The organism is Bacillus sp. GB_SG_008 (assembly GCF_052038115.1).
GTDB classification, from domain to species: Bacteria; Bacillota; Bacilli; order Bacillales; family Bacillaceae_G; genus Bacillus_A; species Bacillus_A rhizoplanae.
In genome coordinates, this window is the sequence record NZ_JBPZSK010000002.1 from 360333 (window position 1) to 381482 (window position 21150).

At 38.7% G+C, this 21150-nt stretch carries 18 protein-coding genes and 1 other RNA gene; 15 read left to right on the top strand and 4 right to left on the bottom strand.

The genetic code is table 11. The features are described from left to right. Positions 1 to 4: 4 nt before the first annotated feature. The 14 genes from ACTDJC_RS06770 to ssrA all read left to right on the top strand — a co-directional run bounded on the left by ACTDJC_RS06770 (position 5) and on the right by ssrA (position 13607). Positions 5 to 253, top strand: coding sequence for a glutaredoxin family protein (locus tag ACTDJC_RS06770; protein WP_154711227.1), 249 nt, complete (start codon positions 5 to 7; stop codon positions 251 to 253). Between the two features lie 133 nt (positions 254 to 386). Next, positions 387 to 1409, top strand: a complete 1023-nt coding sequence (locus ACTDJC_RS06775; protein WP_098308507.1) for a sugar-binding transcriptional regulator — start codon at positions 387 to 389, stop codon at positions 1407 to 1409. A 34-nt stretch (positions 1410 to 1443) separates the two neighbouring features. Further along, a complete protein-coding gene (gap, locus tag ACTDJC_RS06780; protein WP_098308450.1) occupies positions 1444 to 2448 on the top strand; it encodes a type I glyceraldehyde-3-phosphate dehydrogenase in 1005 nt (334 codons plus the stop codon). A 134-nt stretch (positions 2449 to 2582) separates the two neighbouring features. Beyond that, entirely contained in the window at positions 2583 to 3767 is a 1185-nt protein-coding gene (locus tag ACTDJC_RS06785; RefSeq protein ID WP_098308452.1) for a phosphoglycerate kinase, read from the top strand. A 31-nt stretch (positions 3768 to 3798) separates the two neighbouring features. Next, complete coding sequence (tpiA, locus tag ACTDJC_RS06790; RefSeq protein WP_098308454.1) at positions 3799 to 4554, top strand: triose-phosphate isomerase; 756 nt, start codon at positions 3799 to 3801, stop codon at positions 4552 to 4554. Further along, positions 4551 to 6080, top strand: coding sequence for a 2,3-bisphosphoglycerate-independent phosphoglycerate mutase (gpmI, locus tag ACTDJC_RS06795; protein ID WP_440602961.1), 1530 nt, complete (start codon positions 4551 to 4553; stop codon positions 6078 to 6080). The genes tpiA and gpmI overlap by 4 nt, the downstream gene beginning before the upstream one ends. A gap of 27 nt (positions 6081 to 6107) precedes the next feature. Further along, complete coding sequence (gene eno / locus ACTDJC_RS06800; RefSeq protein WP_440602962.1) at positions 6108 to 7400, top strand: phosphopyruvate hydratase; 1293 nt, start codon at positions 6108 to 6110, stop codon at positions 7398 to 7400. Positions 7401 to 7846: 446 nt separating this feature from the next. Continuing rightward, on the top strand, positions 7847 to 8215 hold the full coding sequence (locus ACTDJC_RS06805; protein ID WP_440602963.1) for a CidA/LrgA family holin-like protein: 369 nt from the start codon (positions 7847 to 7849) through the stop codon (positions 8213 to 8215). Next, positions 8212 to 8901: an LrgB family protein gene (locus ACTDJC_RS06810; RefSeq protein ID WP_253630847.1), complete on the top strand. Its 690-nt coding sequence runs from the start codon at positions 8212 to 8214 to the stop codon at positions 8899 to 8901. The genes ACTDJC_RS06805 and ACTDJC_RS06810 overlap by 4 nt, the downstream gene beginning before the upstream one ends. A gap of 102 nt (positions 8902 to 9003) precedes the next feature. Then, a complete protein-coding gene (secG, locus tag ACTDJC_RS06815) occupies positions 9004 to 9237 on the top strand; it encodes a preprotein translocase subunit SecG (RefSeq protein WP_098308464.1) in 234 nt (77 codons plus the stop codon). Between the two features lie 146 nt (positions 9238 to 9383). Continuing rightward, complete coding sequence (locus tag ACTDJC_RS06820; RefSeq protein WP_098308466.1) at positions 9384 to 10124, top strand: alpha/beta hydrolase; 741 nt, start codon at positions 9384 to 9386, stop codon at positions 10122 to 10124. A 146-nt stretch (positions 10125 to 10270) separates the two neighbouring features. Next, a complete protein-coding gene (gene rnr, locus ACTDJC_RS06825; RefSeq protein WP_440603057.1) occupies positions 10271 to 12577 on the top strand; it encodes a ribonuclease R in 2307 nt (768 codons plus the stop codon). Positions 12578 to 12650: 73 nt separating this feature from the next. After that, positions 12651 to 13118, top strand: coding sequence for an SsrA-binding protein SmpB (gene smpB / locus ACTDJC_RS06830; RefSeq protein WP_098308470.1), 468 nt, complete (start codon positions 12651 to 12653; stop codon positions 13116 to 13118). A 127-nt stretch (positions 13119 to 13245) separates the two neighbouring features. After that, positions 13246 to 13607, top strand: a transfer-messenger RNA (tmRNA) gene (gene ssrA, locus ACTDJC_RS06835). Positions 13608 to 13957: 350 nt separating this feature from the next. On the opposite strand, the gene ACTDJC_RS06840 is transcribed toward ssrA, so the two are convergent. Further along, the gene (locus ACTDJC_RS06840) at positions 13958 to 15181 is read right to left on the bottom strand and encodes an alpha/beta hydrolase fold domain-containing protein (protein ID WP_440602964.1); all 1224 of its coding nucleotides are present in this window, start codon (positions 15179 to 15181) and stop codon (positions 13958 to 13960) included. A 257-nt stretch (positions 15182 to 15438) separates the two neighbouring features. Beyond that, on the bottom strand, positions 15439 to 17649 hold the full coding sequence (locus tag ACTDJC_RS06845; RefSeq protein WP_440602965.1) for an MMPL family transporter: 2211 nt from the start codon (positions 17647 to 17649) through the stop codon (positions 15439 to 15441). Positions 17650 to 18045: 396 nt separating this feature from the next. Between ACTDJC_RS06845 and ACTDJC_RS06850 the strand changes: the two genes are divergently transcribed. Then, positions 18046 to 18561: a TetR/AcrR family transcriptional regulator gene (locus tag ACTDJC_RS06850; protein WP_043935894.1), complete on the top strand. Its 516-nt coding sequence runs from the start codon at positions 18046 to 18048 to the stop codon at positions 18559 to 18561. Positions 18562 to 18883: 322 nt separating this feature from the next. On the opposite strand, the gene ACTDJC_RS06855 is transcribed toward ACTDJC_RS06850, so the two are convergent. Together ACTDJC_RS06855 and ACTDJC_RS06860 are read right to left on the bottom strand one after the other, a co-directional pair. Beyond that, positions 18884 to 19429, bottom strand: a complete 546-nt coding sequence (locus ACTDJC_RS06855; protein WP_429706960.1) for a dihydrofolate reductase family protein — start codon at positions 19427 to 19429, stop codon at positions 18884 to 18886. 576 nt (positions 19430 to 20005) lie between these two features. Further along, positions 20006 to 21097 carry a low temperature requirement protein A gene (locus ACTDJC_RS06860; RefSeq protein WP_440602966.1) on the bottom strand — a complete coding sequence of 364 codons (1092 nt, stop codon included), beginning with the start codon at positions 21095 to 21097 and terminating at the stop codon, positions 20006 to 20008. Between the last annotated feature and the right edge of the window lie 53 nt (positions 21098 to 21150).

The window sequence follows — 21150 nt, forward strand, 5'->3', positions numbered from 1 at the left end:
GAACATGGAGGTTATTCTATATACAAAGGAAGAATGTGGTCTTTGTCAGAAGGCGAAACAACTTCTGCAAGAGCTGAAAACTGAATATGTATTTGATCTAAAGGAAATAAATATTTATGAGGATGAGCAGCTGTTAGAGAAGTATCATCTTATGATTCCTGTCGTTGAAATTGAGGGGAAAGAGGTAGAATATGGAATCATTCACAAAGATGTCATAATAAACAGCATAATTCGCGCAATAAGAGTTGAATAACTTTGGATCTCCTGTTACAATAATAACCGTAGCAGGGATTATTTTTTTACTCTATGTGGGACACAATTTGTCACTACGGGACATATAATGACCACATAGGGAATGAACCAATGTGGTGAGGAGATAAAATATGATGCGCTCATGGATTCAGTATACGAAAAAATTATTACCTGATCTGCTACCTGTTATGCAAACAAGAATGCAAATTCTTCAGTACATTCGGTTAACACAACCTATTGGTAGAAGAAACTTATCTGCAAGTCTTGGTATGACAGAACGAGTATTACGAAGTGAAGTGCAAGTTTTGAAAGAAGAAAACTTGGTTCACGTCGCCTCTTCTGGAATGACATTAACAGAAGAAGGAACAGCTGTTGTTCTTGCTTTGGAAGACTTTATGAAAGAAATTTCTGGTTTAAAGGTTTTGGAAAAACAGCTTAAGGAAACATTAGACTTGGATGAAGTTTTCGTTGTCCCTGGTGATAGTGATGAATCACCTTGGGTCAAGCTCGAGATGGGCCGCGCTTGTGTTGCTTGTATAAAAGATCGTCTGACAGCGAATAATATCGTTGCTGTGACTGGAGGAACAACAATAGCTGCCGTAGCTGATATGATGCAATTGGATTGCAGGGATCTACATACATTATTTGTCCCAGCACGCGGTGGAATAGGAGAGAGTGTTGAGCTAGAAGCGAACACAATCTGTGCGAAAATGGCACAAAATACGATGAGCAACTATCGCTTATTGTATGTTCCCGATCATGTGAGTAGCGAAGCATATGCGTCCATTGTGACGGAACCTTCTGTGAAAGAAATTCTTGAGTTGATTCGATCTTCCAATATTGTCATTCACGGAATTGGTGATGCCTTAACGATGGCGCGTAGACGAAGTACTTTAGAAGCAGATTGGATGAAAATTAAAGAAATGCAGGCAGTCGGTGAAGCGTTTGGGTATTACTTTAATGAACAAGGTGAAGTTGTCCATAAAGTACAAACGGTCGGCATGCAGCTCGAAGATTTACAACATGTATCTCATGTCGTTGCAGTTGCTGGAGGTTCATCAAAAGCGAAAGCAATTCAAGCAGTAATTAAGCAAGGGCACACTTCATTACTCATCACAGATGAAGGTGCAGCAAAAGAGTTAGTAAAGGGTAAATAACCCTTAATATACATCCCCCAAGGAGGAAATTCAAATGACTAAAATTGGTATTAATGGATTTGGACGTATCGGACGTGTGGTATTCCGCGCAGCTCTTAACAACCCTAACGTGGAAGTAGTAGCAATCAATGACTTAACAGATGCTAAAACATTAGCACATCTTTTAAAATATGATTCTGTTCATGGAGCAGTAAATGCAGAAGTATCTTCTAACGGCGACAGCATCGTTGTTAACGGTAAAGAAATCAAAGTTATCGCTGAGCGTGACCCAGCTCAATTACCATGGAGCGACTACGGCGTAGAAGTAGTAGTAGAATCTACTGGACGTTTCACTAAAAAAGCAGATGCTGAAAAACACTTAGGTGGATCAGTTAAAAAAGTTATCATCTCTGCACCAGCTTCTGACGAAGATATCACAATTGTTATGGGTGTTAACCACGAACAATACGATGCAGCTAATCATAACGTAATCTCTAACGCTTCTTGTACTACAAACTGCTTAGCTCCATTTGCTAAAGTATTAAACGAAAAATTTGGCGTAAAACGCGGTATGATGACAACAATTCACTCTTACACTAACGACCAACAAATCTTAGACTTACCACATAAAGATTTACGTCGTGCACGTGCAGCAGCAATGAGCATGATCCCAACTACAACTGGTGCAGCTAAAGCAGTAGCATTAGTATTACCAGAACTTAAAGGTAAATTAAACGGTGGTGCAGTTCGTGTTCCAACTGCTAACGTATCTCTTGTAGACTTAGTTGTTGAGCTTGAGAAAGAAGTAACAGTTGAAGAAGTAAACGCAGCATTCAAAGCAGCAGCTGAAGGCGAATTAAAAGGTATCCTTGGATACAGCGAAGAGCCATTAGTATCTATCGACTATAACGGATGCACAAACTCTTCTACAATTGATGCATTATCTACAATGACTATGGAAGGCAACATGGTTAAAGTACTTTCTTGGTACGATAACGAAACTGGTTACTCTAACCGTGTAGTTGACTTAGTAGACTATATCGCTTCTAAAGGTCTTTAATTCATAAGTTTATCCGTAATTAATGACAAAACGAGGGAGAGGGTTTGTTCCCTCTCCCTTCTTTCGTTTTCTAAGCAAATGTGATAAGCTTTTGAATGGGTTTTGTCAATCCTAACTAGTCGGAGGGAAATCCAATGAACAAAAAATCAATTCGTGACGTAGATTTAAAGGGGAAACGAGTATTTTGCCGCGTTGACTTCAACGTACCTATGAAAGAAGGCAAAATTACAGACGAGACTCGTATTCGCGCAGCTCTTCCTACAATTCAATATTTAGTAGAGCAAGGTGCGAAAGTGATTTTAGCAAGCCATTTAGGTCGTCCAAAAGGACAAGTAGTAGAAGAAATGCGTCTAACTCCAGTAGCAGCACGTTTAGGTGAACTTCTTGGTAAAGACGTGAAAAAAGCGGACGAAGCATTCGGACCTGCTGTACAAGAAATGGTTGCAGCAATGAACGAAGGCGACGTATTAGTTCTTGAAAACGTGCGTTTCTATGCGGGCGAAGAAAAGAACGATGCAGAACTTGCGAAAGAATTTGCAGCTCTTGCTGATATCTTCGTAAATGATGCATTCGGTGCAGCTCACCGTGCTCACGCTTCTACTGCAGGTATTGCAGATTACTTACCAGCAGTATCAGGTTTCTTAATGGAAAAAGAATTAGAAGTACTAGGGAAAGCACTTTCTAATCCAGAGCGTCCATTTACAGCAATCATCGGTGGTGCGAAAGTAAAAGATAAAATCGGTGTAATTCGTCATCTACTTGATAAAGTTGATAACTTAATCATTGGCGGTGGACTAGCTTATACATTTGTAAAAGCATCAGGTCATGAAATCGGACAGTCTCTATGTGAAGATGACAAAATTGAACTAGCAAAAGAGTTTATGCAGCTTGCAAAAGAAAAAGGCGTAAACTTCTACATGCCAGTTGATTGCGTCATTGCAGATGACTTCTCTGAAACTGCAAACCGACAAGTGGTAGATATCGATTCTATCCCTGCTGATTGGGAAGGATTGGATATTGGACCAAAAACAAGTGCAATTTATGCAGATGTAATTAAAAACTCTAAGCTTGTTGTATGGAACGGGCCAATGGGCGTGTTCGAAATGGCTCCATTTGCAGAAGGTACAAAAGCAGTAGGACAAGCATTAGCAGATGCAGAAGGTACATACTCTGTTATCGGCGGTGGTGACTCTGCAGCAGCTGTTGAAAAATTCGGTATGGCTGATAAAATGAGCCACATTTCTACTGGCGGCGGTGCGTCATTAGAATTTATGGAAGGTAAAGAACTTCCTGGTGTAGTTTGTCTTAACGACAAATAATTAGCAGCCAAGAAAAAGGACGGTGCAAAGCATGCGTAAACCAATTATCGCAGGTAACTGGAAAATGAATAAAACTCTATCTGAAGCAGTTAGCTTCGTAGAGGAAGTAAAAGGTCAAATCCCAGCAGCTACAGCTGTTGATGCGGTTGTTTGCTCGCCAGCTCTTTTCTTAGAGCGTCTTGTAGCAGCTTCAGAAGGAACTGACTTACAAGTAGGTGCACAAAACATGCACTTCGAAAAAAATGGTGCATTCACTGGCGAAATTAGCCCAGTAGCACTTAGCGACTTAAAGGTGAGCTACGTAGTACTTGGCCACTCTGAGCGTCGTGAAATGTTTGCTGAAACAGACGAAACAGTAAACAAAAAGACGTTAGCAGCATTTGAGCACGGTTTAACACCAATCGTTTGCTGTGGTGAAACGTTAGAAGAACGCGAAAGCGGAAAAACATTTGATCTTGTAGCAGGTCAAGTGACTAAGGCACTTGCAGGTTTAACAGAAGAGCAAGTGAAAGCAACTGTTATCGCATATGAGCCAATTTGGGCAATCGGTACAGGTAAATCTTCTTCTGCACAAGATGCAAACGAAGTATGTGCGCACATCCGTAAAGTTGTTGCTGAAGCTGTTTCTCCGGCAGCTGCAGAAGCAGTTCGTATTCAATACGGCGGCAGCGTAAAACCTGAAAACATTAAAGAATATATGGCACAATCTGATATCGATGGTGCTTTAGTTGGCGGTGCAAGCTTAGAGCCTGCGTCCTTCTTAGGTCTTTTGGAGGCGGTAAAATGAGAAAGCCAACAGCTTTAATCATTCTTGATGGTTTTGGACTACGTGAAGAAACTTACGGGAATGCTGTAGCACAAGCTAAGAAACCTAATTTCGACGGCTACTGGAACAAGTTCCCTCACACAACACTAACAGCGTGCGGTGAGGCGGTAGGCCTTCCAAAAGGTCAAATGGGTAACTCTGAGGTAGGACACTTAAATATTGGTGCCGGCCGCGTTGTATACCAAAGCTTAACGCGTGTAAACGTTGCAATTCGTGAAGGTGAGTTCGATCAGAACGAAACGATTCAAAATGCAATGAAACACGTGAAGGAAAAAGGTACAGCCCTTCATTTATTCGGCTTACTTTCTGATGGCGGTGTGCATAGTCACATTGACCATATGTTTGCTCTTCTTCGCTTAGCTGCAAAAGAAGGCGTGGAGAAAGTATATATCCATGCGTTCTTAGATGGCCGCGATGTTGGTCCGCAAACAGCAAAAGGTTATATCGATGCAACAAATGAAGTGATAAAAGAAACAGGAGTAGGACAGTTCGCGACAATCTCCGGTCGTTACTACTCCATGGACCGTGACAAACGTTGGGATCGCGTTGAAAAATGTTACCGTGCCATGGTGAACGGCGAAGGCCCTACTTATAAAACAGCATATGAGTGTGTGGATGACTCATACGCAAATGGTATCTACGATGAATTCGTATTGCCGTCTGTAATGGTAAATGAAGATGAAACGCCAGTTGCAACAATCAATGATGATGATGCAATCATCTTCTACAACTTCCGTCCAGACCGTGCAATTCAAATTGCTCGTGTATTTACAAACGAAGACTTCCGTGAGTTCGATCGTGGTGAAAAAGTACCTCACATTCCAGAATTCGTTTGTATGACACACTTTAGTGAAACGGTAAAAGGTTATGTAGCATTCAAGCCAATGAACTTGGATAATACGTTAGGTGAAGTTGTTTCACAAGCGGGATTAAAACAACTTCGCATTGCGGAAACTGAAAAGTATCCGCACGTTACATTCTTCTTTAGCGGTGGTCGTGAGGCTGAATTCCCAGGAGAAGAGCGTATCTTAATTAACTCACCAAAAGTCGCAACATACGACTTGAAACCAGAAATGAGCATTTATGAAGTAACAGATGCTCTTGTAAATGAAATTGAGAATGACAGACACGATGTTATCATTCTAAACTTTGCAAACTGTGATATGGTTGGCCATTCTGGGATGATGGAACCAACAATTAAAGCAGTAGAAGCAACTGACGAATGTTTAGGAAAAGTTGTAGAAGCAATTCTTGCAAAAGATGGTGTAGCACTTATTACTGCTGACCATGGTAATGCTGACGAGGAATTAACTCCAGAAGGCACACCGATGACAGCTCATACAACGAACCCGGTTCCTTTCATCGTTACAAAAGAAGATATTGAGCTTCGTGAAGGCGGTATTTTGGGAGATATCGCACCAACAATGCTTACACTTCTTGGTGTTGAACAGCCAAAAGAAATGACAGGTAAAACAATTATTAAATAATTACACATATAAAAGGAGAGAAATAATATGCCAGCAATTTTAGATATTTATGCTCGTGAAGTTTTAGACTCTCGTGGTAACCCAACTGTAGAAGTAGAAGTATACACAGAAAGCGGCGCATTCGGACGCGCATTAGTACCAAGTGGTGCATCTACTGGTGAATACGAAGCAGTAGAATTACGTGACGGTGACAAATCTCGTTACCTTGGTAAAGGTGTTCTTAACGCAGTAAATAACGTAAACGAAGTTATCGCTCCAGAAATCGTTGGTTTCGATGTAACTGACCAAGCTGGAATCGACCGTGCTATGATCGAATTAGACGGCACTCCAAACAAAGGTAAATTAGGCGCTAACGCTATCCTTGGTGTATCTATGGCAGTAGCTCACGCAGCAGCTGACTATGTAGGTCTTCCATTATACCGTTACCTTGGTGGATTCAATGCAAAACAATTACCAACTCCAATGATGAACATCATCAACGGTGGTTCTCACGCTGACAACAACGTAGACTTCCAAGAGTTCATGATCTTACCAGTTGGTGCTCCAACATTCAAAGAAGCAATCCGTATGGGTGCTGAAGTATTCCATGCATTAAAAGCTGTATTACATGACAAAGGTCTTAACACAGCAGTAGGTGACGAAGGTGGATTCGCTCCAAACCTTGGTTCTAACCGTGAAGCATTAGAAGTAATCATCGAAGCAATCGAAAAAGCTGGTTACAAAGCTGGCGAAAACGTATTCTTAGGAATGGACGTTGCTTCTTCTGAGTTCTACAACAAAGAAACTGGTAAATATGATCTTACAGGTGAAGGTCGCAGCATGACTTCTGCAGAAATGGTTGATTTCTACGAAGATCTTTGCAAGAACTTCCCAATCATCTCTATCGAAGATGGTTTAGACGAAAACGACTGGGATGGCCACAAGTTATTAACTGACCGTCTTGGTAAAAAAGTTCAATTAGTTGGTGACGACTTATTCGTAACTAACACTCAAAAACTTGCTGAAGGTATCGAAAAAGGTATCTCTAACTCAATCTTAATTAAAGTTAACCAAATCGGTACTTTAACTGAGACTTTCGAAGCAATCGAAATGGCTAAACGTGCTGGTTACACAGCAGTTGTATCTCACCGTTCTGGTGAAACTGAAGATGCTACAATCGCTGACATCGCAGTTGCAACTAACGCTGGCCAAATCAAAACTGGTTCTATGAGCCGTACTGACCGTATTGCGAAATACAACCAATTATTACGCATCGAAGACGAACTAGGCGAAATCGCTGTTTACGATGGTTTAAAATCTTTCTACAACCTTCAAAAATAATTGTAGAATATAAAAACCGGCCGTGAGAAATCACGGCCGGTTTTATTTTTCCCCCGCATTAACGGGCAGTAAGCCCCCACCTCAAGATTGAGAGAGAAGCAAAGAAAATAGGTGGGGAATAACTGTCCGTAAAAGCCCGATTGGTTCAACTAACCATCAGTGGGGGATGAAGAAAACCCCCACTGATGGAAGTTTCACTTTATCCTGCTATTTACGGTCAAATTCTCACCTCTAGTATCCTCTCGAAAAGTCTGAAAATATAAACTTTATGCTGCAATAAGTTCATTTCATTCCTAATTACGTTTACAAATACAGTAAAAATGCCATTGTAAGCGCATACCATGGTCGGTTTTGCTTGTCAATTCGGGAAATTGCGGGTTTTTACAATTTATACTATGATAAATATAGAAAGTATAAAGAATCGTATAATGAAGGATGATAGACAGATGAAATTCACAAAAATTATTGTCCAAGTAGCAGCATTTTACGTGTTTAATATGATTGGCACGTGGATCCAAGAAGCGCTGCACATCCCAATTCCAGGGAATTTAATAGGGATGTTCTTGTTGCTCATATTGCTTGGTTTAAAAGTCCTTCCAGTAAAATGGTTTGAATTAGGAGCAGAAACATTGATGGCTCTTATGCCATTTTTATTAATTCCTGCAACCATTGGTTTAATGAATTATGGTTCTTTTTTTATGAATAAAGGTATTTCGCTGTGTATTACTATTATCGCGAGTACGTTTTTAATTATTATTGTAGCAGGACATACAGGACAATATCTTGCGACTAGAAAGGAAAAAGAGACACAATGAGTATAGTCATCGGAATTGGTTGGATTATTATAACAGCTTTAATGTATCAACTGTCAAAGAAGATTTATCAATGGATTCCAACACCGTTTACAGTTCCAATGCTTGTCGCAACAGCTTTAATGATCTTGTTGTTAGTCGTATTTGATATACCATATCAACAATACATGCAAAGCGGCGGGGGCTGGATTTCGCAATTGCTTGGTCCTGGTGTGGTAGCATTTGCAATCCCTCTATATAAACAACGCGGCGTTTTGAAGAAGTATGTTGTACCAATTGCTGGTGGTGTATTGGTGGGAACGATAGTTGCGATTGCAAGTGATATGATAATTGCCACAATTATGGGAACGGATAAAAGCTTAATTTTATCTTCCTTACCAAAGTCAGTAACAATGCCAGTAGCCATGAGTGTGTCACAAGAAGTTGGTGGTGTACCATCTTTAACTGCAGCTTTCGTAGTAGTTGCAGGAATATCTGGAACCATTTCTGGTCCTATTTTATTAAAATGGAGCAGAGTGACAAATTCTGTTGGAAAAGGAATTGGATTTGGCTGTGCATCTCATATTATGGGCGTTATGCGTGCGATGAAAAATAATGAGCATGAAGGTGTAATTGGATCAGTAACAATGACATTAACAGCAATCTTAACATGTATACTTGGTCCATTGTTTGCGGCGCTTTTTATTTAATGTGGTGAAGTATTCGGTGAGTGAGAGTCCATGAGACGCTCTCGCTTTTCCAATTATTTTATGATACATTTAAAGTAATCGAAACTTTAGGAGGCATGTAAAGTGCATACGTTTTTATCAGTTTTACTTATTATTGTATCACTGTTATTGATTGTACTTGTATTAATGCAATCTAGTAAGAGTGCTGGTTTATCCGGTGCAATTTCCGGCGGAGCAGAGCAATTATTCGGTAAGCAAAAAGCACGCGGAATAGAAGCTATATTAAACCGCATTACAGTTGTTGTTTCTATACTATTTTTTGTATTAACATTTGCTGTTACGTACTTACAAGTATAAAATAAAAAGATTCGCCTTTTTCGGGTTGAATCTTTTTTTACTTTAAGCAAAAAAGTTTCTAATTAGATTATGGAAAAGAAACTATGATAAACTATAAATAGACCATATATGAAGATTACATTATAGGAAGAGAAGGAGAACGTAAAATGAAGCTAGCATCCCCAAAACCGTTTACATTTGAAGCGGGAGAACGTGCAGTTTTACTATTACATGGATTTACAGGGAACTCTGCAGATGTTCGTATGCTCGGACGTTATTTAGAGACAAAAGGTTATACATGTCATGCACCGATTTATAAAGGTCATGGTGTACCGCCGGAGCAACTTGTACACACAGGTCCAGAAGACTGGTGGAAAGATGTTATGGCAGCGTACCAACATTTAAAAGATAAAGGATATGAAAAGATTGCAGCTGTTGGTTTATCACTGGGCGGCGTTTTTTCGTTAAAACTTGCTTATACAATGCCGATTATTGGAGTTGTACCAATGTGTGCACCGATGTACATTAAGAGTGAAGAAATCATGTATCAAGGTATATTAGCATATGCGCGCGAATATAAAAAACGTGAGCGTAAATCACCAGAGCAAATTGAAGCAGAGATGTTTGAATTCAAACAAACACCGATGAACACATTAAAAGCACTGCAAGGTTTAATTCGTGATGTACGCAATAACATTGATATGATTTATGCACCGACGTTTGTCGTTCAAGCACGTCATGATGAAATGATTAATACAGATAGTGCAAACATTATTTATAACGGTGTAGAGTCAAATTTAAAGGAAATGAAATGGTACGAAGATTCCACGCATGTAATTACGCTGGATAAACAGCGTGATGAGCTGCACGAAGATGTATATAACTTCTTGGAGCAACTAGATTGGTAAGATCTAGTTGCCTCTTTTTTACATAAAAAAACATCATTTATACATGGTTATATTTTCGGATAGACTATAGAATACGAGGATTTAAAAGGAGGTTTTTGTACTTGGAAGAAATCATTCAAGCAAACATCGATAAATTGTTATCGTTTATGAAAGAAGAAGCATATAAGCCGCTTACTGTGCAAGAATTAGAAGAAGCATTTGGCATTGAAGATGCAGCGGATTTTAAAGAGTTTGTGAAAGCACTTGTCATTATGGAGGAAAAAGGGCTTGTTGTTCGAACAAGAAGTAACCGCTATGGTCTTCCAGAAAAGATGAACTTAGTGCGCGGTAAACTAATTGGACATGCCCGTGGATTTGCGTTTGTCGTACCTGAGGAAAAAGGGTTAGATGATATTTTTATTCCGCCAACAGAATTAAAGGGTGCACTGCACGGTGATACAGTATTAGCACGTATTAGTTCGGAATCAAGCGGTTCACGCAAGGAAGGGACAATTGTTCGGATTATAGAACGCGGAACAAAAGAATTAGTTGGTACATATACAGAATCGAAAAATTTTGGATTTGTTCTCCCTGACAATAAGCGATGGGCGAGCGATATTTTCGTTCCAAAAAATGCTTCTATGGGTGCAGTAGAAGGACATAAAGTCGTTGTTAAAATTACGAGCTATCCGCAAGATCGTTTAAGTGCAGAAGGAGAAGTTATTCAAATTCTTGGTCATAAAAACGACCCAGGCGTTGATATTTTATCAGTTATCCATAAGCATAACTTACCGCTTGCGTTTCCGGCAGATGTAATGGAGCATGCGAACAGTGTACCAGAAACAATTGATGAGAACGATTTACAAGGGCGCCGTGATTTACGAGACCAAACAATTGTTACAATTGATGGTGCGGATGCGAAAGACTTAGATGATGCGGTTACAGTAACGAAGCTTGAGAATGGTAACTACAAGCTCGGTGTACACATTGCGGATGTAAGTCATTATGTTACGGAAGGATCTGCAATTGACCGCGAAGCAGCTGAACGAGGAACGAGTATTTATCTTGTAGACCGCGTAATTCCGATGATTCCGCATCGTTTGTCTAACGGAATTTGTTCATTAAATCCAAAAGTAGATCGTTTAACATTATCTTGTGAAATGGAAATTAATGATCAAGGGGAAGTAGTGAGTCATGAAATTTTCCAAAGCGTTATTAAAACGACGGAGCGTATGACATACTCTGATGTGAAGCACATTTTAGATGATGAAGATGAAGAATTAATGGCGCGTTATGAGCCGTTAGTACCAATGTTCCAAGAGATGGGGAAATTGGCTGCCATTTTACGTGAAAAGCGTATGCGCCGCGGGGCAATTGATTTTGACTTCAAAGAAGCAAAAGTGCTAGTGGATGAAGAAGGAAAGCCGACTGATGTGATTTTGCGTGATCGTTCTGTAGCTGAGAAGTTAATCGAGGAATTTATGCTTGTAGCAAACGAAACAGTCGCTGAGCATTTTCACTGGATGAACGTACCGTTTATGTACCGTGTTCACGAAGATCCAAAAGAAGATAAATTAGAGCGTTTCTTTGAGTTTATTACAAACTTCGGTTATGCGGTAAAAGGTCGTGGGAACGAAGTACATCCGCGTGCGCTTCAACAAATTCTTGAAATGGTACAAGGTCAGCCGGAAGAGATTGTCATTTCGACAGTTATGCTTCGTTCCATGAAGCAAGCTCGTTATGATGCAGAGAGTATCGGCCATTTTGGTTTATCTACAGAGTTTTATACACATTTCACATCACCAATTCGCCGTTACCCAGATTTAATTGTGCACAGATTGATTCGCACGTATCTCATTAACGGAAAAATCGATAGTGAAACACAAGCGAAGTGGCGTGAAAACTTACCGGATATTGCCGAGCATTCTTCCAACATGGAGCGCCGTGCTGTTGAAGCAGAGCGTGAAACGGATGAACTGAAAAAAGCAGAGTACATGCTTGATAAAATTGGTGAAGAATACGATGGTATGATTAGTTCTGTAACAAACTTCGGTTTGTTCGTAGAGCTTCCAAATACAATTGAAGGTCTTGTTCATGTCAGCTATTTAACGGATGATTATTATCGTTATGACGAACATCATTTTGCGATGATTGGCGAACGTACAGGAAACGTCTTCCGTATTGGCGATGAAATTACGATTCGCGTTGTGAATGTAAACAAAGATGAGCGTGCGATTGACTTTGAAATTGTCGGTATGAAAGGCAATGTGAAGCGACAACGAAAAGATCGTCCTGTTGTCATTGAGCAGCCAAAAGGAAATAGAAGAAAACGTGGCGGCCGTGAAAATAATCGCGGTGGACAAGACAACGAGTCAAACCGAAATGGAAATGGAAAACGAAATGGTGTTAAAAAGAAAAAGGCATTCTTTGAAAATGCACCGAACTTTAAGAAGAAAAAGAAAAAACGTAAGTAAGAAAGAAGCCATATATGGCTTCTTTCTTCATATTTTGCTACAATGGTAAAAATGAAGGGAGGCGTCAATCGAGATGCCAAAAGGTCAAGGAAAAGTCATCGCACAAAATAAAAAAGCATATCATGATTATTTTATTGAAGAAACATACGAAGCAGGTCTTGTCCTTCAAGGAACGGAAATTAAGGCAATTCGTGCAGGTCGTGTAAACTTAAAAGATGCCTTTGCGCGTGTGCAAAATGGTGAAGTATGGGTACATAATATGCATATTAGTCCATATGAACAAGGTAATCGTTTTAACCATGATCCGCTTCGTACAAGAAAGTTACTTCTTCATAAAAGAGAAATTTTAAAGCTTATTGGATATACAAAAGAAACAGGCTATACGCTTGTGCCGCTTAAAATTTATTTAAAAAATGGATTTGCGAAAATGGAACTTGGTTTAGGTAAAGGTAAAAAGCAATATGATAAGCGCCACGATTTAAAAGAAAAGGAAGCAAAGCGCGAAATTGCACGTGCATTCCGTGATCGTCAAAAAGCATAATACAAAAATTTACAATTGCAAAATAGCGAACGTATGCTATAATAACAAATGTAAGACCAGTTGAACATTGAAAAACAGCTCAATAGCAGCTATCACGAATATACTTCGTATGCTCCATTTCTTATATGGGGACGTTACGGATTCGACAGGGGTAGTTCGAGCTTAGGTTGCGAGTCGAGGGGATCGGCCTCGTTAAAACGTCAAAGCCTATAACTGGCAAACAACAAAACAACTTCGCTTTAGCTGCTTAATAACAGCTTTTAGCGGTTCGCCCCTCCATCGCCCATGTGGTAGGGTAGCGGACTCACTCTAAGTGGGCTACGCCGGAGTTCACCGTCTGAGGACAAAGGAAGAGAACAACCAGACTAGCAATTCGGAAGCCTGTCGATAGGCCGAAGAATTTGCGAAATGCTAATATATCGACTACACTCGTAGAAGCTTAAGTGCCGATACTTTTGGACGTGGGTTCGACTCCCACCGTCTCCACCAATACATATTTGGTGGTTTTTTTATTTTGTGTAATATGAACCATAAGTTTGCCGGAACGGCAAGCTTATGGTTCTTTTTGTTTGCGGCAAACTTATGCTTCCAAAAATAAAAGATTTTAAACCGTATCTTTATTATTGTCTACTTGACAGGGAAATGACCACCTTACGTGTATATGATATTCATTGAATTTCCACAATTTAAAAGTACAATTTGTACCCATTGATAAAATTACTAGATTTATACTAAAAACACGCATTTTGATTAAGTTTTTTCAAAATGCGTGTTTCATTTATTTTTATATTTTACAATGATGCAAACAAACCTTCTTAAATTGTTTTTACCTATATTTATTAATTGTATTTTTGAAGAAAGGCTTTTACTTTTTCAAAAGCAAATTGCGTATTCAAGCTACCTGGTTTTACATCAAAAACGTGATCAGCTCCTGGAAGAAGATAGAATTCATGTGAAACGTTATTTTCTCTCAGCTTCCTGTCTAAAGATTTACCTTGTTCATCTGGGACAACTCGGTCACTTGTTCCATAAAATGAAATAGTAGGAGGTGTATTTTCATTAATGTAACTGATCGGAGAGAGTATTTTGTAACGATCAGGGAATTGTGAAGGTGTACCCTTTATATACTTTTTCAATACATCTTCCGCGTAGTCAGGACTTCGTTTATTCTTGTAAAACTCTGTCATATCAGACGGACCGTATATATTAATCACAGAGTTAATAGGTACCGGTGAAACGCTAGTAGAAGGTGGTAACTGTTCATCCCCCATACTATAGGCGGCTAGCATAGCTAGATTCCCCCCTGCTGATTGCCCCATTACATTTATTTTTTTAGGATCAATTTTGTAAGTATCCGCATGTTCTACTACCCATCCTATTGCTGATTTTACATCACCTACTTCATCTTTCCATCCCGCATGAGGTGGCATACGATATTGTACATCAAAAACAGTATATCCTAATTCACTAAGTCTTTGATACCAATGAGGTGAACCACCTTTATCACCCTCAACCCAGCCGCCTCCATGTAACATGATAACAGCGGGGTGAAGTGATTTTTTTGAGTCTCCATGAGCTGGCCACACATCAAGCTTTAATTCCACACCATCAGAGGTTGTACCGTATACAACGTCCTGTGTGACTTTTGATGTTATCTCTGTCTTACCAAAAAAATGAGAACTAAGCGAAACGGAAACATTCTCGTTTTTAGCATAGTTTAACGTCTGAGTAATTGGCTCTATTATTAAAAATAATACTAGTAATAATTGAGGAATCAACAATGCTCGAGCGATTAAAGCTTTTTTCCATATAGCTAATATTAATAGCACAATTATAAATAATGTTAGAATTACTAAAAACATTGGCATTTGCAATGCAAGCATTGCCAAAAGACTCATTATATTAGAAATTCTTAATGTGACATTAAAATCTGATGGATTCCAAATATAATATGCCAAACTACCAATAAAAGCTAATGCTAGTACTGTAAGAACTGTCAGAAACCATTGAATAAAACCTCTAGGACGCCAAGAGGTTGATTGTTTTTGTTGTTTCTTTTTCACTTTTTTATATTCCTCCATAACAAAAAATCAATTTTAAAATGTTTAATATAAATTGTATCTGAATATCCCTCCCTATTTATAACTTGAAAAATGGCGGTAAATCCCCAATGGGAGACAAAGGAAATGGCACACATTTACAGCAATCATGTCCTTTTATATATTTACATAATTAGCGAAGGAGATCTATACTTTCTCTAAAAAACCGCTTCTCTTTTATAGGGAAGCGGTTTTTTTATGAATACAACTATGAATTAACTTTAACTGTTCTGTTTATATATCTTTTCACTTTTGTTTTCCATGTGATGTATAATGCTTTCTCCTTCAACATCAATGTTAGGCAAAATTTTATCCAGCCATTTTGGCAAGTACCAGGCTGACTTACCCATGAGAGCCATGACCGCAGGTACGATTGTCATTCTCACGATGAATGCGTCGAAGAAAACACCGAATGTAAGAGCCATGCCTATGGATTTAATGATGCTATCAGGTGCCAACATGAATCCAATAAATACAGACATCATAATTAATCCTGCTGAGACTACGACTTTACCGCTCTCTCGCATTCCTTCTAAAATAGCTCTCTTCGGGTCGCCTGTATGCGTATATACTTCCCGCATCTTGCTCACTAGGAACACCTCATAGTCCATGGCAAGTCCGAACAGGATGCCAATCAGAATAACAGGCAAGAAAGCTAAGATTGGACTGGCAGCTGGGAAACCAAATAAATTTTGGAAATGCCCATCCTGCACGAAAAATACCACGGCTCCCAACGTAGCACCAAGAGAAAGTAGAAACCCTAATACTGCTTTTAATGGAATGAGTAGAGATCTAAACACTAGAACTAAGAGTACATATGCGAGTCCCACAATAAGAGCAGCGAAAACTGGCAAGGCATCACTCAGCTTTTGCACAATATCAATATTCATCGCTGCTGTGCCCGTTACCATTAGTTCAATTCCATTTTCTTTCTCGGTCTGGTTTGATTTGTCCCGAATCGCATTTACCAAATCCTTCGTCTTTGTATCGTCAGGTCCTGTTTTTGGTGTGACGGAAATCATATAAATCTTTCCAGAAGGACCAGGGATAGCTGGTGTCACACTTTTCACGTCAGATAGGTTACCCAATTCTTTTGCAATGGTGTTCATAACATTTTGCGTTTCAGCTGTTGCTTCCTCCGATTTTGCCACTACCGCTAAAGAGGCATGAATTCCTTCTCCATATGCTTCCGTCAATAAATCATATGCTCTTCGTTCTGTCGTTTCTGTGGACTTTGATGTTCCATCAGAAAGCAGCCCAAGGTTCATATGGAAAAATGGAATCGTAATTACTGCAAGTAGTCCGATTGCGAAAATCGAAACAACCAGAGGACGTCTTACGACAAATTCCCCCCATTTATTTGAACCAGTGCGTTTCTTACCTGCCCCAGTCATCTTTTCCAAGAATCGATTTTGTTTAGATGGGGCAATCTTATGGCCGATAATTCCTAATATGGCCGGTAATATGACGACGGAAACCACCACAGCTATGAACACAGTAAAAGCAGCGGATACGCCCATCGCTATTAGGAATGGAATCTTTGTAACAGACAGTCCCAAAAGACCAATAATAACAGTTAATCCTGCAAAGATTACGGCACTTCCCGCTGTTCCCGTTGCAATGGCAACAGATTCTGGAACAGAATCTCCTTGTGCGAGCTGCTGTCTAAAGCGATTGATAATGAAAAGCGCATAGTCAATGCCTACTGCGAGTCCCAGCATGGCAGCTAATGTTAAGGAAACAGATTGGATTTCCACATAATTGGTTCCAATCATGATTCCTAGCATTCCAATCGCTAATCCGATTATCGCAGTGAGAATCGGCAGTCCAGCTGCTAGAAAAGACACAAAAGTAAATGTCAGGACTACGAAGGCAACAAGTACTCCAACAATTTCAGTCATACCTGAAGTCTCTGAGTCGGAAAACTTAATATCGCCTCCTGATAGCTCCGTTTGAATGCCGGCATCTCTTGTTGTTTCAATACTATCTAAAATCTTATCCTTAGAAGCTTCTGTGACCTTTTCCGCTTTCACTTTGTACGTAACAACTGCATATCCGATTTTCTTATTTTCACTAAGGTTCTGCAGTTGCATCGGTGCTGCCACAGAATCAACAGCTGAATCTTTTTTAATCTCACCTAGAACTTCTGCAATTTTCTGTTGTACTTCCGCTGACTCCAAGGTTTCGTTTTTTGGTGCTTGAAATACTACTTTTACTTGTGCACCTGCTGGTTGCATCGCTTTAAACTCTTTTTCAATTACTTTTCCTGCTTTATCTGCCGGTGTATTCGGAATGCTCATCTCATCATTGAAAGAGGAACCCATGTTGACTCCAATAAGCACAAATGCAATAAGAATTGCGAGTGCACTGAATACAACCTTTTTCCTATGATTTACTGCCCAATGTCCTAACTTATAAAGATATTTTGCCAATTAAATCTCACCCTACTCTCGTTGAAAATTTGTCTTGTTCTTACGTTGTAATCTAGAAACGCACAAACACCAAAATCACATATTATTCATATAAAAGGATTTTAAAATGTATATTGTAAATTGTATCGGTATATCCCTACCTATTTATAGCTTGCAAAATGGCGGAAAATTGCCAGTAGGAAACAAAGAAAATGGTACACATTGACAGCAATGATGGCCTTTTATACAATGACATTATCACTACACTAACAATTGTACTTACATGTGTAAGTATAACAGTGAATTTTCATCTTTCAAGCACTATGTGATAATTTGCACTTAAAACGAACAGAATGAAGGGATGTGTTAGCTTTGAGGAAGTCAAGAGAAGACAGTATACACTCTCAGAGATACATTATGGAGGCATTGAGCGCACTGTTGCATGAACATAAACTGCAAGATATAACCGTAACAGCTATTTGCAAAAAGGCTGGAGTTGCCAGAGTCACATTCTACAAATACTACCGCAACGTTTACGACGTCGTACAAGTATCTGTGGATGAAATTGTTCAACAATTCTTGAAAGAGGTTGATAGTTTGGATCCGTATGAAAGTATGCAGCTAATTATTGAATATATTATAGAGGGCTTTGTGTCTGCACAGAAGCCGTCAGGAAAGTTAATTGATGCAAATATATCTAGTATGATGCTTGATTATTTGAATTACACAATGGAAAAGGTCTTTCAAGCGGATATTACGCGCAATCATGACATAAGCAGAATGCAAATCCTGTTTTTAGCAGGCGGTATCTATAATATTGTTAACGATTGGATTAAAAGAGGGGCAAAGGAATCTCCCCAGGCACTTGCTGCAAAAATATACGAGATCCTTCCATATGGGACAACAGATACAAGGAATTTGGCAAATTCATGATGCAACTGTTCTACCTTTGATTACATCTAAAAAATGGGCATCACATAAATAGCTGTGAGGAGTTCATCTAACCATAAACGACTGTTTTTGGTTAAATGTAACAAGAAGCATAAGATGGCCGTTTTGGTCAACTTATGCTTCCTTTAGCTTGCGGCCAACTTATGCTTCTAATATGCACACAACAAAAAAAGATAGCTCAATAAGCCATCATTAGTAGGATACATAATTATCGTTATCGGAAGTTAATATATGTATTATCTTATGAAAAAACTCATCAGAATTTATTCTGACGAGCTTTTTTGTTTATATAATTTATCAATAATTATTCTTTTTTCTCCGGCTGATAGGAAAGAATAACGACCCCTGAACTGGTCGTTCTTGTTTCTATAAGTTTTAAAGCTTTTGTATTGTTCCGGTCTTTAAAGAGACGTTTTCCGCTCCCTACGATAACAGGATTGACTATAAAGTGATATTCATCAATGAGGTCATGTTGCATTAATGTTTGTGTAAGATCACTGCTGCCATAGATTAAAAGGTTCTGACCGGGCTGTTCCTTCAGTTTCGATATTTCTTCTACAATATTACCCTTGATAAGATTTGCATTCCATTCGGTTTCTTCCAAAGTTGTTGAAGCAACAAATTTAGGCATGCTGTTCATCTTATCAGCAAAACCCTCTTCATCAGTCATAGAAGGCCAGGCAGCTGCAAAACCTTGATAGGTTACTCGCCCTAGTAGAAGAGCTTCACTTTCAAACAGTAAATCGGATTGAAACTTTGCTACTTCTTCATTGAAGTATGGAGCAGTCCAAGCTGGTTCCTCCATGACACCATCTAGTGAGAGGTACATCGATACAATTATTTGTCCCATTTTGTTCTCCCTTAGTTTAGATTGAGATTTCTATATATTGGCCAACAATTATTAGTTCTTCAGATAGAGAAATTCCCCTTTTTAATAGTTTCGACAAAATGTATTTATGTATATTCTATATATGTCATGTTTACATAACGTCTCATTATCAGAAGTTTTCCTCACCAACAATCCCCGGCTTATTAACATTCTATGAAGCATCCTCTTCACCTATGTATGCAGTTTCTTATTCATCCCGTTATATCAGTGGTTATAAGCAATCATTGTCTTTATTGCCTTTAGTCCATATGTATAAAATTCCGCATAAACTAACGGCCAGCTTATGGGTAAAGTGACATTGTGTGATTTGAAGCATAACTTTGCCGTTTCGGCAATATTATGCTTCCTTTTATTTACGGCAAAGTGTTATGTCTTAAATTTGTAAGGAAGGGTTGTGGGGGAGAGAATGTGTATTTGTATCTTTAAAACAAAGTTTAACCATTTGTAATAAAGTTGCATTGTTTCTCCCTTTAAATATGATTATCCAACTAAATTTTTCTTTCCCTCATGAACCTCATAAAAACGTCAGAATCCTATTTAAGTAGTTGTTAATTTAGCGTAGATGATAAAGAACAGGGTTAATTCTCCCATTATGACAATGTTCGGAACTACTATGATTAAATTAATAATAAAAAAGATGGCCAAAATCCCTAGAAATAGCCCTAAATGATAATATTTCAAACGATGTTTTTCATATCTGTATTGATGAAAAACAATAGAAGTTGCAATGAAATAGAGTAATACAGAGCCGAATACAAAATACAAGATAAACAAATAACGAACCTCTTGTAAAAACAGCAGCTTGATAGATGCGGCAATCATACTCAAAGCCATTAAAATAAACAGGTGACCGTAAATAATGATTTGGCCGGCTGTTTGGATTGATTTATCTACTTTCTTTTCTACATTATCAAAATACTGCCACCACATAGAAATAATAAGGATAAATGAAATAAACGAAAAGGAGATTGAATGCCAATCCCCTTTTTGCGGTTGCAGCACAGAAATGGTGCTAACGACCGATTCTCCAAAAAGGATTAATGTCAATAAAGCAAACCGTTCTAATAAATGAGCTGTATTGGGTGGTGCTTTCACCAAATACTTGCGTCCGAAAATAGGTACAATAATATCCACAATAATTCCTGCATATAACAAGGCGTATCGAATCCATGAATCAAAAAAGAGAGAAAAAAATGAGATTATGATTCCAAGCCAAAAACCTCTTCCTAAAAAGCGAGCCACCTTTTTTCGATTACCTTCTTCTATCTTTTGAACAACAAGATATTGGATAGCTGTTAGTGCTCTTAATCCAATATAACCAATCAGGAAGGAGAGATAGTATTGATCAAAATCTACCGATAAGCTGGATGTCATAATAAGAACAAACAACATTTGAAGAATCATAAATATACGTTGATGTAAAAAATCTTGCCCATACCGATTCGTAAACATTGTTTGTCCAGTCCAAGACCACCATATCGGAATAAACATGAGAGCAAACTTTAATAAATATTCTGGGTGAATATACCCTTTTTCAACATGAACTAGAACTTGAGTAGTAGTTGCAACTCCTGCTACAAATAACAGGTCATAAAAAAGTTCTAACCATGTAACCTTTTTTTCTTCCATTTTTAGCACTCCTTCCCATATTTGATAGAGTATAGTATCATGAAAGGTAACTT

Excerpts from the sequence above, each read along its gene's own strand:
- ACTDJC_RS06775 (WP_098308507.1), top strand. The coding sequence starts at position 387 with ATGCGCTCATGGATTCAGTATACGAAAAAATTATTACCTGATCTGCTA.
- ACTDJC_RS06810 (WP_253630847.1), top strand. The coding sequence starts at position 8,212 with ATGAGTATAGTCATCGGAATTGGTTGGATTATTATAACAGCTTTAATG.
- ACTDJC_RS06855 (WP_429706960.1), bottom strand. The coding sequence starts at position 19,429 with ATGGGACAAATAATTGTATCGATGTACCTCTCACTAGATGGTGTCATG.
- smpB (WP_098308470.1), top strand. The coding sequence starts at position 12,651 with ATGCCAAAAGGTCAAGGAAAAGTCATCGCACAAAATAAAAAAGCATAT.
- eno (WP_440602962.1), top strand. The coding sequence starts at position 6,108 with ATGCCAGCAATTTTAGATATTTATGCTCGTGAAGTTTTAGACTCTCGT.
- gap (WP_098308450.1), top strand. The coding sequence starts at position 1,444 with ATGACTAAAATTGGTATTAATGGATTTGGACGTATCGGACGTGTGGTA.
- ACTDJC_RS06820 (WP_098308466.1), top strand. The coding sequence starts at position 9,384 with ATGAAGCTAGCATCCCCAAAACCGTTTACATTTGAAGCGGGAGAACGT.
- gpmI (WP_440602961.1), top strand. The coding sequence starts at position 4,551 with ATGAGAAAGCCAACAGCTTTAATCATTCTTGATGGTTTTGGACTACGT.
- ACTDJC_RS06805 (WP_440602963.1), top strand. The coding sequence starts at position 7,847 with ATGAAATTCACAAAAATTATTGTCCAAGTAGCAGCATTTTACGTGTTT.
- ACTDJC_RS06860 (WP_440602966.1), bottom strand. The coding sequence starts at position 21,097 with ATGGAAGAAAAAAAGGTTACATGGTTAGAACTTTTTTATGACCTGTTA.
- ACTDJC_RS06770 (WP_154711227.1), top strand. The coding sequence starts at position 5 with ATGGAGGTTATTCTATATACAAAGGAAGAATGTGGTCTTTGTCAGAAG.
- ACTDJC_RS06850 (WP_043935894.1), top strand. The coding sequence starts at position 18,046 with ATGGAGGCATTGAGCGCACTGTTGCATGAACATAAACTGCAAGATATA.
- rnr (WP_440603057.1), top strand. The coding sequence starts at position 10,271 with ATGAAAGAAGAAGCATATAAGCCGCTTACTGTGCAAGAATTAGAAGAA.
- tpiA (WP_098308454.1), top strand. The coding sequence starts at position 3,799 with ATGCGTAAACCAATTATCGCAGGTAACTGGAAAATGAATAAAACTCTA.
- ACTDJC_RS06785 (WP_098308452.1), top strand. The coding sequence starts at position 2,583 with ATGAACAAAAAATCAATTCGTGACGTAGATTTAAAGGGGAAACGAGTA.